The organism is Kineococcus sp. NPDC059986, from assembly GCF_040702905.1.
GTDB lineage: Bacteria > Actinomycetota > Actinomycetes > Actinomycetales > Kineococcaceae > Kineococcus.
The window spans coordinates 64,697-77,685 of record NZ_JBFBND010000002.1 but is presented as its reverse complement, the minus strand read 5'-3'; the positions used below and the strand labels follow the sequence as shown (position 1 = coordinate 77,685).

Below are 12,989 nucleotides of genomic sequence, written 5' to 3'. Positions count from 1 at the left end.
CCGGATGCGTCAACGAGCTCGCGAGAGGCGCGGCCCGGGGGTCGGGCTCGTCGACGCATCGCGCTCCTAGGGTGAGCCGGATGCGTCAACGAGCCCCCAGGCGGGCGGGCGTCAGTGGCCGGACGCGCCCAGCTCGTAGGACGTGCCCTTGGCGCGGTCGAAGCTCGCCTGGATCTCCTTCACCGCCTCCTCGCGGCCGGCCCAGTTCGCGCCCTCGACGCTCTTGCCGGGCTCGAGGTCCTTGTACGTCTCGAAGAAGTGCTGGATCTCGAGGCGGTCGAACTCGCTGATGTCGTCGAGGTCCTGGATCTTCGCCCAGCGCGGGTCGCCCGCGGGCACGGCGAGGATCTTGTCGTCACCGCCGGCCTCGTCGCGCATGTGGAACAGGCCGATCGCGCGGCAGGTGATGAGGCAGCCGGGGAAGGTGGGCTCCTCGAGGATGACGAGGACGTCCAGCGGGTCCCCGTCCTCGCCCAGCGTGCCCTCGATGAACCCGTAGTCGTGCGGGTACCGCGTCGACGTGAAGAGCATGCGGTCCAGGCGGATCCGGCCCGACTCGTGGTCGACCTCGTACTTGTTGCGCTGACCCTTGGGGATCTCGATGGTCGCGTCGAACTCGACTGGGGTGCTCACGGGGCTCCTCTCGACCGGGGTCGCCGACCCCGTCCGTCACGGTGTGGTTCGCAGTCGGCCGGAGGACTCCTGGCCGACGGACCGCGCTAGTGTCGCGCAGAACAGGCCCGCGGAACGAACCGGGTGCGACGCACCGTGCGCCGCCCGTGACGGCGCGGGCGGACGAGCAGGGGCAGACGACGGGGGAGCGACGTGCGACGGGTCAAGGCCGCCCTCGCCGCCGGGGCCACCACCGTCGTCCTCGTCGGGGGGTACGCCGGCCTGGACGTCGCGGGCGCCGTCCCCGGCCCGCTGACGACGACCCCCGCCCCCACCGCGAGCCCCCTGCCCACGGCGCCCGGGGCCCAGCCGCCCGCGGGGACGGCCACCCCCGTGCTGCCGACGCTGGCCGCCGACGCGCCCGTCCCGGACCCGGCGGCCCTCGCCCGGACCGTGGGACCGCTGCTCACCGACCCCACGCTGGGGGCCTCGGTCTCCTCCAGCGTCGTCGACGCCCGCACGGGCCGGTCGCTGCTGGCCGTCGCCGACACGGTCCCGCGCACGCCCGCCTCGACGACGAAGATCCTCACCGCCGTCGCCGCCCTGCGCGCCCTCGGCGACACCACGCGCGTGCAGACGCGCGTCGTGGCCGGCAGCACCCCGGACGAGGTCGTCCTCGTCGCCGGCGGCGACGTCCTGCTGGGCGCGGGCGCCGGGAACCCCGACGCCGTCGACGGGCACGCGGGCCTGGCCGACCTCGCCGCCCAGACGGCGGACTCGCTGCGCGCCGCGGGCCGCACGACCGTCGCCGTCCGCCTCGACGACGGTCTCTTCACCGGCCCCACGACGTCGCCCGGGTGGGGTGCCGGGGACGTCGGATCGGGGTTCGTCATGCCGATCGCCCCGCTCGCCGTCGACGAGGGCCGCGTGGTCGCGGGCGAGTACGCCCCCCGCGTCGCCGACCCCGCGCTGGCGGCCGCGACCACCTTCGCCCGGGCCCTGGCCGCCGACGGCGTCACCGTCCTGGACGCCGGGACCGGCCCCGTCGTCCGCGCCGCGGCCCCCGCGGGCGCCCAGGTGCTCGGCGCCGTCGCCTCGGCCACCACCGCCGAGCAGGTCGAGTTCATGCTGACGGCCAGCGACAACACCCTCGCCGAGGTCCTGGCCCGCCGCGTCGCCCTCGCGACCGACCGCCCCGGCACCTTCGACGACGCCTCCGCCGCGGTCGTCGGGGAGGTCGCGGCCCTCGGGGTCGACGTCACGGGGGTGCAGTTGCAGGGCGCCAGCGGCCTGGGCCGCGGCACGCGCATCACCGCCCGCGCGCTGACGTCCGTGCTCGCCCTCGTCGCCTCCGGGAAGCACCCCGACCTCGGCCCGGTGGCCGCGGGGCTGCCCGTCGCGGGGGTCAGCGGGACGCTGGAGGACCGGTACGACCAGCCCGACTCCGCTGCCGCGGCCGGGATCGTGCGGGCCAAGACGGGCACGCTCACCGGGGTCAGCAGCCTCGCGGGTTTCCTGCGCGACGCCGACGGGCGGCTGCTCGCCTTCGCCGTGATGTCCGACAGCGTCGTGCCCGGCGGTTCGGTCTCCGCCCGGCGCGCGCAGGACCGGTTCGCCACGGCGCTCGCGGGCTGCGGCTGCCGCTGAGGCCCGTCCCGGCCCGGCGGCGGCGCCCGGGAGTCCGGGGACGCGGCGGGACCGTGCCCCGTCCCGGACCCGGAGCACCGCCGCGTACGGTGCCGTCATGCGAGCACGCAGTGACGATGCGGCCGAGGGCAGGACCGCCGTCGAGGACGACCGGGCCGAGGCGCCGCCGGAGGGCCGGTCCGTCGTCGACCTCGTCGACTTCGACCTCGCCACGCAGGTCGCCGGCCGCCTCGTCGGCCCCGGTCCGAAGCTGAGCCGCGCCGAGATCGACGACGTCGTCGCCGAGCTGCGCCTGGCGGCCGCCGAGGCCGCCGGTCCCGTCGCCGCCACGGCCCACCTGCCCTCACCCGAGCCCATGCCGCCCGCGCTCGTCGTCGACCGGGCGTCCTGGGCGCAGGCCAACGTGGACGCGTTCCGTGCGCTGCTCGCCCCCGTCGTCGTCCCGCACCGCCCGGGGTCGCCTCCCGGCCGTGCCGGTCTGGCCGTCGACCGGGCCACGACGGCCGTCGGCCGCCGCACGACGGGGGCCGAGCTCGGCAGCCTCATCGCCTTCCTCTCCAGCCGCGTGCTCGGCCAGTTCGACGTCTTCGCCGGGCTCGACGCACCCGACGGCCGGGTGGAGCCGGGGCGTCTGCTGCTCGTGGCGCCCAACGTCGTGCAGGTCGAACGGGACCTCGACGTCGACCCCCACGACTTCCGCCGCTGGGTCTGCCTGCACGAGGAGGCCCACCGGTTGCAGTTCGGCGCGCACCCCTGGCTGCGCGCGCACGTCACGGCCGAGGCGCGCGGGCTGTCCGGGGACCTGCTGGCCCAGCCGCGGGACCTGCCCGAACGCCTCACCGGCATCCTGCAGTCGCTGCCGGACGTCCTGCGCGGGACGTCGGAGGGGTCGGGCATCGGCCTCGCCGACCTCCTGCAGACTCCGGCCCAGCGCGAACGCGTCGGCAAGCTCGTGGCCGTCATGTCCCTGCTGGAGGGCCACGCCGACGTCGTCATGGACGACGTCGGCCCGCAGGTCGTACCCAGCGTGGCGACCATCCGCTCCCGTTTCACCCAGCGCCGCAAGGGCGGTGGCAGCCTCGACCAGGTGCTGCGCCGGCTGCTGGGCCTGGACGCCAAGACGCGGCAGTACGCCGACGGGGCGAAGTTCGTCCGCGGGGTCGTCGGCCGGGTCGGCTGGGACGGGCTCAACGCCGTCTGGACGGGTCCGGAGCAGTTGCCGCAGCCGGCCGAGATCGCCGACCCGGCCGCCTGGGTCACCCGCGTCCACGGCTGACCGCGGGGTCCTGGCGTGAGCGGGCCCCCTCCGGCCGTCGCGGCGGTCCGGGTCGCCGTCCGGCGCTGCCTGCGCGACCTGCCGCCCGGTCCGGTGCTCGTCGCCTGCTCGGGTGGGGCCGACTCGGTCGCCCTCGCCGCCGCGACGGCGTTCGAGGCGCGCGCCGCGGACCGTCCCGCCGGGCTCGTCACGGTCGACCACGGTCTGCACGCCGCCGCCGCGGACGTCGCCGACCGCGTCGTCGCCCTCGGGCGCACGCTGGGGTTCGACCCGGTCCGCGCCGTCCGGGTCGTGGTGGGCCGGACGGGTGGTCTCGAGGCGGCCGCCCGCACCGCCCGGTACGCCGCGCTGGAGGCCGCCGCGGCCCACGCCGGAGCCGTCGCGGTGCTGCTCGCGCACACCCTCGACGACCAGGCTGAGACCGTGCTGCTCGGGCTGGCCCGCGGGTCCGGGACCCGGTCGCTGGCGGGGATGCCCGCCGTCCGCGGGCTGTTCCGCCGCCCCCTGCTGGGGGTCGCGCGCACGACCGTCCGGCAGGCGTGCGCGGACGAGGACCTGCCCGTCTGGGAGGACCCCGCCAACGCCGACGACCGGTTCCTGCGCGTGCGGGTGCGCCGCGACGTGCTGCCGTTGCTGGAGTCCGCCCTCGGTCCGGGGGTCGCCGCGGCCCTGGCCCGGACGGCCCGCGCCGCCCGCGACGACGCCGACGCCCTCGACGCCCTCGCCGCGGGTGCGACCCCCTTCGTCGACGGTGCGGCCGCCGTGGACGACCTCCTCGCCGCCCCGGCGGCCCTGCGCCGCCGCTGGCTGCGGACCGCCGCCCTCGACGTGGGCTGCTCGGCGGGAGCGCTCACGGCCGGGCACGTCGACGCGCTCGAGGCGCTGCTCCTGGACTGGCGGGGTCAGGGGCCGGTGCACCTGCCGGGCGGTGCGGCGGGCGCCCGGGCGTGTGGCAGGCTCGTGCTCACCCCACCCCTCGACTGACCAGCACGGGAGATCTGCGTGGACGCCGCGACCGCCGGGACCGACCTCGAGCACGTCCTGCTGAGCCGGGAGCAGGTGGCGACCCGCATCGCCGAGCTCGCCGCCGACCTCGACCGCGACTACGCCGACAAGGACGTGCTGCTCGTCGGCGTCCTCAAGGGTGCGGTCATGGTCATGGCCGACCTCTCGCGGGCCATGAGCATCCCCCTGTCCATGGACTTCATGGCCGTCAGCTCCTACGGCTCGGGCACCAAGAGCTCCGGCGTCGTGCGGATCCTCAAGGACCTCGACACCGACATCTCCGGCCGCCACGTGCTCGTCGTCGAGGACATCATCGACTCCGGCCTCACGCTGTCCTGGCTGCTGGCGAACCTCTCCTCCCGCGGCCCCGCGTCGGTCAAGGTGTGCGCGCTGCTGCGCAAGCCCGAGGCCGCCAAGGTCGAGGTCGACGTGTCCTACATCGGCTACGACATCCCCAACGAGTTCGTCGTCGGCTACGGCCTCGACTTCGCGGACAAGTACCGCAACCTCGACTGCGTCGCGACGCTGGCGCCGCACGTCTACAGCTGAGTCGGATCTCGCTACCAGCTCATCGCTCTGGCGATGGGCTGGTGCCTGGATCCGTCGAATGCGCCGCGCACGACCGCACCGACGGCGGACGCCGACGACCCTGACTCGGTCGCCGTGGAGGCGGCCCGCGTCTGCTACGACCGATTCTCTCGTGGGGGCGCTGGAGCGGCCTTAGCGGCCACCGAGCCTTCGTGAGCACAGGCAGGGTTCATGCGCTGATCTTGCACGGGGCGACCTTGACGCCGAGCCGGCGCAAGCCCTGGACAGTGGTCCGCAGTGCATGAGGGAGAAGAAGAGCATGCACTCGCTGAGCGGCCCCTTCTTGTCCGTTGCGAGTGGAACGAACAGCTTCCAGGGAAATCTTCTCGGAACCTTGGCGAGGGGGACTTCCCTGTACTCGTCGCTGGTGAGCACGTCTTTCGTGAAGGGGGCGCTCGATTCAGAGGCGGGATCGTTGGTGTAGCTCACGCCCCGATCACACGAGCTCCTTGCACTCTAGGCAACCCTTGAAGTGCAAGCGTTGAGAGGATGAGGTCTGGCTGTTGCACTTTGCCGCCGTCCCCGGACGTCTCCCACCGTCACCCGATCCGGGCGAGCACCTCACCCGCACCGATCGACGCGCCCTGCTCGACGACCCGGCGCAGGGTCCCCGGTCGGTGCGCGGCGACGCGCGCCTCCATCTTCATCGCCTCCACGACGGCGACGTCCTGGCCCTCGGTGACGTCGGCCCCGTCCTCGACGAGCCAGCTCGTCAGCGTCCCGGGGGCCGCGGTCGTGAGCGCGTCCTCGTCCGGTCCCACGTCCTCCGCCACGGACCCGGGGGCGACGGAGCCGAGCGCGGCGAGGAACTCCGCAGGCAGCCCGACGGTCGCGATGCGCCCGTCGATCTCGACGGGGAAGCGGCGCAGGGCCGGCCCCTCGACCGGAGCGGGGCGCAACTGGGGTTCGAGCCGCGGCATGAGCTCCGCTTCGATCCACTGGGTGCCGACGGCGAAGTCCTCGGTCGAGAAGGCGGGTTCGTCCACGACGGCCCGTGCGAACGGCAGCACCGTCGCGATCCCGGTGACCTGGAACTCGGCCAGGGCGCGCCGGGCGCGGGCCAGCGCGGTGTCACGGTCGGCGGCGTGGACGAGCAGCTTCCCGGCGAGGGAGTCGAACGCGGCCTGCACGGTGTCGCCGGCCTCGACCCCGCCGTCCCAGCGGACACCCGGGCCCGACGGCACCCGCAGTTCCTCGACCCGTCCCGGGCTCGGCAGGAACCCCCGGCCCGGGTCCTCGGCGTTGATCCGGAACTCGAACGCGTGCCCGCGCGGAGCGGGGGTGTCCGTGAAGGAGGGGCCGGACCCCTCGGCGATGCGGAACTGCTCGCGCACGAGGTCGGTCCCGGTGACGAGTTCGGTGACGGGGTGCTCGACCTGCAGCCGGGTGTTCACCTCGCAGAACGACAGGGTCCCGTCGGCGCCGAGCAGGAACTCCACGGTGCCCGCCCCGCGGTAGTCGACGGCGGCGCAGATGTCGCGGGCGGCGCGGTGGATCGTCGCGCGCTGGTCGTCGGTGAGGCGGGGGGCGGGGGCCTCCTCGACGAGCTTCTGGTTCCGGCGCTGCAGTGAGCAGTCGCGGTCACCGACGACGGTGACGGAACCCCGCCCGTCGCCGAGCACCTGGACCTCGAGGTGGCGGGGTCGTTCGAGGAACCTCTCGACGAAGCACTCGCCACGACCGAAGGCGGCGACGGCCTCCCGCGTGGCGGACGCGAACGCGTCGGCGATCTCGGCGCGGGTGCGGGCGACCCGCATCCCGCGCCCGCCGCCACCGTGCGCGGCCTTGACCACGATCGGCAGGCCGAACTCGTCGGCGAACGCCTCCGCCTCGGCGGCGTCCGACAGGGGTTTCGTCGACCCGGGGGCGAGGGGAGCGCCGGCCTCGCGGGCGATGGCGCGGGCGGTCACCTTGTCGCCCAGGGCCTCGATGGTCTCGGGCGCCGGGCCGATCCACGTCAGTCCCGCGGCCTCGACGGCCCGGGCGAACTCCGCGTTCTCGGAGAGGAACCCGTACCCGGGGTGCACGGCGTCCGCGCCGGAGGTCCGTGCCGCGGCCAGCAGTGCGTCCTGGTCCAGGTAGGTGTCCGCCGCGGTCGTGCCGGGCAGGGCGACGGCCGCGTCGGCGAGGCGGACGTGGAGCGCACCGGCGTCCTGGTCGGCGTAGACGGCGACGGACCGCAACCCCGCCTCGGCGGCGGCGCGGGCGACGCGCACGGCGATCTCGCCGCGGTTGGCGATCAGGACGGTCTTCACTACTACCTCCGGTGTTCGGTGGGTCACAGGCCCGCGCGGAAAACACTCTTTCCGCCCTCAGAAAGGCGTTTCGAGGGCGGAAAGAGTGCTTTCCGCGCGGGGTGGGGTGCGGGGTGGGGGAGCGGGGTGGGGTGGGGGTCAGAGCGGGGCGAAGGGGGCGCGCGGGCGGAAGCGCACGCGGGCACCGGGGGGCAGTTGGCCGACGAGGTCGAGGTGGGCGTCGACGACCGCCCCGACGACGGGGTAGCCACCGGTCAGCGGGTGGTCGGGGCCGAACAGCACGGGCTGCCCGTCCGGCGGCACCTGGATGGCGCCGGTGACCGCGCCCTCGCTCGGCAGTTCCCCATCGCGGCGGCGTTCCAGCGGGGTTCCGGCCAGGCGCAGTCCGACGCGGTCCGACCGCACCGTGACCTCCCACTCCTGGGCCAGGAGCGAGGCCACGGCGTCGTCGGTGAACCAGTCCGTCCGCGGTCCGAGGACGACGTCGAGCTCGACGACCTCCCCGCGCCGGGGGAGGGCGGGCAGGGGGTGCGGACCGGGGTCGACGGCGTGCGGGGCCGCCGCGGGACCGTGCAGCGCGACGCGGTCGCCGGCGGCGAGCGGTCGCGGGCCGACCCCGGACAGCGTGTCCGTGGCCGACGACCCCAGCGCGGCGGGGACGTGGAACCCCCCGCGGACCGCGACGACCGAGCGCAGGCCCGCGCTCTGCGCGCCGAGCCGGAGTTCGTCACCGTCCTCGACGGCCGCGGGCTGCGCCCGGGGGACGGGGAACCGCACCCCGTCCGCCGACCGCAGGACGGCGTCGACGTCGGCGCCGGCCAGGGAGACCACCCCGGCGCCGGTGAACCGCAGCGCGGCCCCGCCGCCGGCGAGTTCCAGGACGGCCGTGCCCGGGGAGTTCCCGACGGCCCGGTTCGCCGTCGCCAGCGCGCCGCGGTCGGCCACCCCCGACGCGGCGACACCCTCGGCGAGGTGTCCCGGCCGGCCGAGGTCCTGCAGGAGCAGCTGGACCCCGGGGGCGACGACCTCGACCGAGAACTCCGACGCGACGGGTTCCGGTTCCGGCGCCCGCGCCACCACGACCTCGCGGTCGACCTGCTGGAACCGGACGGTGGTCCCGGGCGCGAAGAGCGCGGGCGGGTCGCGGTCGATGTCCCACAGCACGGCGTCGGTGCGCCCGATGAGCTGCCAGCCGCCGGGGCTCTCCCGGGGGTAGACCCCGGAGAACGTCCCGGCCAGCCCGACGGACCCGGCGGGGATCCGGGTGCGCGGGGACGGCCGGCGCGGGACGTCGAAGAGCGCGTCGTCCCCGACGAGGTACCCGAAACCCGGGGCGTAGCCCGTGAACGCGACCGTCCACGTCGCCGCCTGGTGCCGCCGGACGAGTTCCCCGGCGGAACACCCCAGCAGGGCGGCCACCTCGTCGAGGTCCTGGCCGTCGTAGCGGACGTCGACGGTCACCGAGCGCGTGCCGGCGGCGACCTCGGACACCGGTTCGACGGCCCGCAGCCGCGCCACCAGCTCCGCGGGCGTGGTCGTGCGGGGGTCGAAGACCACGAGGACCGTGCGGGCCGCGGGCACGACCTCCCGCACACCGGGAAGGTCGGCGACCAGGAGCGCGGTGAAGAACCGCGTGGTCTCGCCGAGGTCGGCCAGTTCGACCACGACGGCCGTGTCGCTGACGGGCAGGAACCTCACGCGGCCGCCACCCCGGTGTCGTACTCGCGGTCGAGGACGTCGGTGACGAACATGTGCCCCGGCGCGTGCGTGACGGCGAAGGGCGGCCGGGACGCCAGCAGTGCCGCCTGCGGCGTGACCCCGCACGCCCAGAACACGGGAACCTCGCCGTCGCGGACGACGGGCGGGTCGCCGAAGTCGGGTGCGTCGAGGTCGCGGATCCCCAGCGCGGCCGGGTCCCCCACGTGCACGGGCGCCCCGTGCACGGCCGGGAACCTCCCCGTGATCGCCACGGCCTCGGCGACCCGGTCGGCCGGGACGGGACGCATCGAGACGACGAGTTCCCCGTGCAGCCGCCCGGCCGGGACGCACGCCCGGCCGGTCCGGTACATCGGGACGTTCCGTCCGAGTTCCTGGTGGCGGACCGGGATGCCCGCGGCGAGCAGCGGCGTCTCGAACGTGAAGCTGCAGCCGATGAGCAGGGTCACCAGGTCGTCCCAGAACGGCGTGGCGTCGGTGACCTCCTCGACCACCTCCCCGTCGCGGAAGACCCGGTACGCCGGGAGGTCGGTCCGCACGTCCGACCCCGGTGCGAGGGCGGACTCGACCTGCCCGACCTCCAGGACGTCGAGCACGGGGCAGGGCTGCGGGTTGCGCTGGGCGTACAGGAGCACCTCGAACGCCCAGTCGGCCGGGACGGCGACGAGGTTCGCCTGGGTGAACCCCGGTGCGACCCCGCTCGTGGGTTCGACCGTGCCCGCCCGGTAGGCCGCCCGGGCGTCGCGGGCGGGGGAGCGCAGGGTCGCGGGGGCGAGGGCCACCATCAGGGGGCCCGCACGACGAAGGGCGCGATCTGGACACCGGCGCCGGTCAGGGCGGCGCGGACGGCGGAGGCCATCCGCACCGCGCCGGGGCTGTCGCCGTGGACGCACAGCGACTGGGCCCGCACCGGGACGTCGGTGCCTTCGACGGCCTCGACGACGCCGTCCTCCACGAGCCGCACCATGCGGCGCGCCACGAGGTCGGCGTCGTGCAGGACAGCGCCGGGTTCCTTGCGGGAGACGAGCTGTCCCCCAGGCGTGTAGGCGCGGTCGGCGAACGCCTCGGCCGCCGTCGCGAGCCCGGCCCGGTCGGCGACGTCGAGCGCGACCCCGCCCGCCAACCCCAGCAGCACGAGCGAGGGGTCGACGGCCTTGACCGCCGCGACGACCACGGCGGCGACGCCCTCGTCGACGGCCATCGTGTTGTAGAGCGCGCCGTGGGGTTTGACGTAGACGACGTCGTCGCCGACGGAGCGGGCGAGCGCCCACACCGCACCGAGCTGGTACTCGACGTGCGCCTGCAACGTGGCCGCGGGCAGGTCGAGGCGTTCGCGGCCGAAGTTCTCGTAGTCGCGGTAGCCGGGGTGGGCGCCGATCGCGACGCCGGCCCGCGAGGCGGCGAGCACCGTCTCCCGGATCCCCTCGGGGCTGCCGGCGTGGAACCCGCAGGAGACGTTGGCGCTGCTGACGACGGCGAGCATGGCCGCGTCGTCGGAGACCGGGCGGTCGGGGGTGTTCTCCCCGAGGTCGGAGTTCAGGTCGACGGTCGTCACGGGTTCCCTCCAGGGGGCGCGGACAGGCGGGTCAGGCGGACGGGCAGGTCAGGCGGTCAGGAAGTCGAAGACGGGCCCGACGGACTGCGAGGCCATCGAGAAGCTGATGACCAGCGCGATCGTCCCCACCACGAGCAGCCACCGGGGGTAGCGGTAGCCGCCGAGCACGTCCCGCTGCCGGAACCAGCCGATGTAGAGGAACACCGTCAGACCGATGGGCAGGATCAGCCCGTTGAACCCGCCGACGAAGACGAGCAGCGCGGCCGGCGCGGTGCCGATGGCCAGGTAGACGACGAGCGAGACGACGATGAAGGCGACGGTCGTCAGCTGCAGCGGCCACCCGCTCGCCAGCCGGCGCGAGAACGTCGACAGGAACGTCGAGGACGTGTACGCCGCGCCGATGACCGAGGTGAGGGCCGCGGCCCAGAAGATCGCCCCGAACACCCGGATCCCTGCGTCGCCCAGGACGGCGCCGAACGCCTGACCGGCGGGGTTGGCCGCCCGACCGGAGACGTCCAGCGCGACGCCGGAGGCCACGACGCCGAGGATCGCGAGGAACAGCACGTACCGCATGACGCCGGTGACGAGGATCCCCGTGAACGAGGCGCGGTGGACGGCGCGCACGTGCTCGGGTCCGGTCTGCCCGGAGTCGAGGTAGCGGTGGGCGCCGGCGTAGGTGATGTACCCGCCGACGGTGCCGCCGACGATCGTCGTCACGGTCGCGAAGTTCACGGTGTCCGGGACGAACGTCTGCCGGAAGGCGTCGCCGACCGGGGGGCCGGAGGCGATGGCGACGGCCACCGTCATGACGATCATCCCGATGCCCAGGACGAGCACGACGCGGTCGACGACCGTCCCGGCACGCTTGAACAGGAAGATCGCGATGGCCAGCGCGCCGGTGACGAGGCCGCCGACCTTGGGGTCGAGGCCGAGCAGGGCGTTCAGCCCGAGTCCGCCGCCGGCGATGTTGCCGATGTTGAAGGCCAGACCGCCGATGACGACCAGGACGGTCAGGACGTGGCCGCTGAAGGGCACGGCGCTGTTGGCCAGGTCCCCGGCGCGCTTGCCGGTGACGGTGATGAGCCGCCAGACGTTCATCTGGACGGCGAAGTCGATGAGGATGGACAGCAGGATCGCGAAGGCGAACGCCGCGCCGAGCGTGGCGGTGAACGTGGCGGTCTGGGTGATGAAACCCGGGCCGATGGCGGACGTGGCCATGAGGAAGATCGCGCCGATGACGGGTCCGCGGCCGGGGCGTCGGCGGGCGGTGCCCAGGGACGGGGCGGTCTCGGCGGTCGGGTCGGCGGTGGTGCTCGCGCTCTCGTGGGCGGGGCGCTCGGACATGGGGGCTCCCGGTGGCGTGGCGTCGGTGCTGCGGGCGGGCTGCCGGTCGGCAGCACTCTGGCACCGCTGGTTGCAGAACACAATGGCGCAGATTGTTGAACAACGTGTTGCGCCGTGTTGCGTTCGTGTGAACTTCCTGTCCGCCGGCCCCACCTACGATGGCGACGTGACCGAGGCCGCCGCCCTGACCGCGACCCCCGACGGCGCGTCCACCGGGGGACCCGCCGTCGAGCCCGAGGGACCCTCCGGCGGCGAGACCGGGGGCGTGCTGGCCCGGCTGCTGAGCGGTCGCATCGTCGCGGGGGAGTTCCGCCCCGGCCAGCGCTTGTCCGAGGCGGCGCTGGCCCAGCGCTTCTCGGTCTCCCGCAACACCCTGCGAGAGGCGTTCCGGGTCCTGGCCGAGCAGGGTCTGCTCGAGCACGTGCCGCACCGCGGGGTGTCGGTCCGCTCGCCGCGGGTCGCCGACGTGCTCGACATCTACCGCGTCCGTCGCCACGTCGAGACCGGTGTCCTGGCCCGCGCGGACGTCTCGCACCCCGCGGCCGCGCGGATGCGGGCTGCGGTGGACGACGCCGACCGGGCCGTCGAGGCCCGCGACTGGGTCGCCGTGGGCACCGCGAACATGGCGTTCCACGAGGCCCTCGTCGCGCTCTCCGACAGCCCGCGGCTGCTGCGCCTGCACCGGCAGCTCTCCGCCGAGCTGCGCCTGGCCTTCCTCCTCATCGGGGACCCGCAGACGCTCCACGGCCGCTTCGTCGCCCGCAACCGCTCCGTGCTCGACACCCTCGCCGCCGAGGGCGGGGCCGCGGCCGCCCGCGAGCTGGAGGACTACCTGACGGAGTCCGAGCGCACGGTGCTCGGGACGTACGCCCGGCTGGGGCTCTCCTGACCTGACCAATGAGGCGTGCGGGATGTCTGCACGCTTGCGCAGGAAGAGGTCGGGAACGGTCGTTCCCGTGGTCCGCGTGCAGACATCCCGCACACCCCGCCC

General features: G+C 74.9%; 11 protein-coding genes. 5 read left to right on the top strand and 6 right to left on the bottom strand.

The window, feature by feature from the left end; all coding sequences use genetic code 11:
• Positions 1-111 precede the first annotated feature (111 nt).
• Positions 112-633, bottom strand: coding sequence for an inorganic diphosphatase (locus tag AB0637_RS02380; protein ID WP_366169564.1), 522 nt, complete (start codon positions 631-633; stop codon positions 112-114).
• Between the two features lie 192 nt (positions 634-825).
• Between AB0637_RS02380 and dacB the strand changes: the two genes are divergently transcribed.
• From dacB to hpt, 4 genes are all read left to right on the top strand, one after another.
• Positions 826-2,259: a D-alanyl-D-alanine carboxypeptidase/D-alanyl-D-alanine-endopeptidase gene (gene dacB / locus AB0637_RS02375; RefSeq protein WP_366169563.1), complete on the top strand. Its 1,434-nt coding sequence runs from the start codon at positions 826-828 to the stop codon at positions 2,257-2,259.
• Positions 2,260-2,356: 97 nt separating this feature from the next.
• Complete coding sequence (locus AB0637_RS02370) at positions 2,357-3,535, top strand: zinc-dependent metalloprotease (protein ID WP_366169562.1); 1,179 nt, start codon at positions 2,357-2,359, stop codon at positions 3,533-3,535.
• A 15-nt stretch (positions 3,536-3,550) separates the two neighbouring features.
• On the top strand, positions 3,551-4,519 hold the full coding sequence (gene tilS / locus AB0637_RS02365) for a tRNA lysidine(34) synthetase TilS (RefSeq protein ID WP_366169561.1): 969 nt from the start codon (positions 3,551-3,553) through the stop codon (positions 4,517-4,519).
• An 18-nt stretch (positions 4,520-4,537) separates the two neighbouring features.
• Positions 4,538-5,089, top strand: a complete 552-nt coding sequence (hpt, locus tag AB0637_RS02360) for a hypoxanthine phosphoribosyltransferase (protein ID WP_366169560.1) — start codon at positions 4,538-4,540, stop codon at positions 5,087-5,089.
• Between the two features lie 578 nt (positions 5,090-5,667).
• Here hpt and AB0637_RS02355 read toward each other — a convergent pair.
• From AB0637_RS02355 to AB0637_RS02335, 5 genes are all read right to left on the bottom strand, one after another.
• Positions 5,668-7,383 (bottom strand): biotin carboxylase N-terminal domain-containing protein, encoded by a 1,716-nt coding sequence (locus AB0637_RS02355; protein WP_366169559.1) that lies wholly within the window; start codon positions 7,381-7,383, stop codon positions 5,668-5,670.
• 138 nt (positions 7,384-7,521) lie between these two features.
• On the bottom strand, positions 7,522-9,081 hold the full coding sequence (locus AB0637_RS02350) for an urea amidolyase family protein (RefSeq protein ID WP_366169558.1): 1,560 nt from the start codon (positions 9,079-9,081) through the stop codon (positions 7,522-7,524).
• Complete coding sequence (locus AB0637_RS02345) at positions 9,078-9,884, bottom strand: putative hydro-lyase (protein WP_366169557.1); 807 nt, start codon at positions 9,882-9,884, stop codon at positions 9,078-9,080. Before AB0637_RS02345 ends, AB0637_RS02350 begins: the two co-directional genes overlap by 4 nt.
• Complete coding sequence (locus AB0637_RS02340; protein WP_366169556.1) at positions 9,884-10,654, bottom strand: 5-oxoprolinase subunit PxpA; 771 nt, start codon at positions 10,652-10,654, stop codon at positions 9,884-9,886. The genes AB0637_RS02345 and AB0637_RS02340 overlap by 1 nt, the downstream gene beginning before the upstream one ends.
• Before the next feature lie 48 nt (positions 10,655-10,702).
• A complete protein-coding gene (locus AB0637_RS02335) occupies positions 10,703-11,872 on the bottom strand; it encodes an NRAMP family divalent metal transporter (RefSeq protein WP_366169746.1) in 1,170 nt (389 codons plus the stop codon).
• A gap of 292 nt (positions 11,873-12,164) precedes the next feature.
• Between AB0637_RS02335 and AB0637_RS02330 the strand changes: the two genes are divergently transcribed.
• Positions 12,165-12,887 carry a GntR family transcriptional regulator gene (locus AB0637_RS02330; protein ID WP_366169555.1) on the top strand — a complete coding sequence of 241 codons (723 nt, stop codon included), beginning with the start codon at positions 12,165-12,167 and terminating at the stop codon, positions 12,885-12,887.
• Positions 12,888-12,989: the final 102 nt, after the last annotated feature.

Coding starts and splice junctions, on each gene's coding strand:
- AB0637_RS02335 (WP_366169746.1), bottom strand. CDS start 11,872: ATGGCCACGTCCGCCATCGGCCCGGGTTTCATCACCCAGACCGCCACG.
- AB0637_RS02370 (WP_366169562.1), top strand. CDS start 2,357: ATGCGAGCACGCAGTGACGATGCGGCCGAGGGCAGGACCGCCGTCGAG.
- AB0637_RS02345 (WP_366169557.1), bottom strand. CDS start 9,884: ATGGTGGCCCTCGCCCCCGCGACCCTGCGCTCCCCCGCCCGCGACGCC.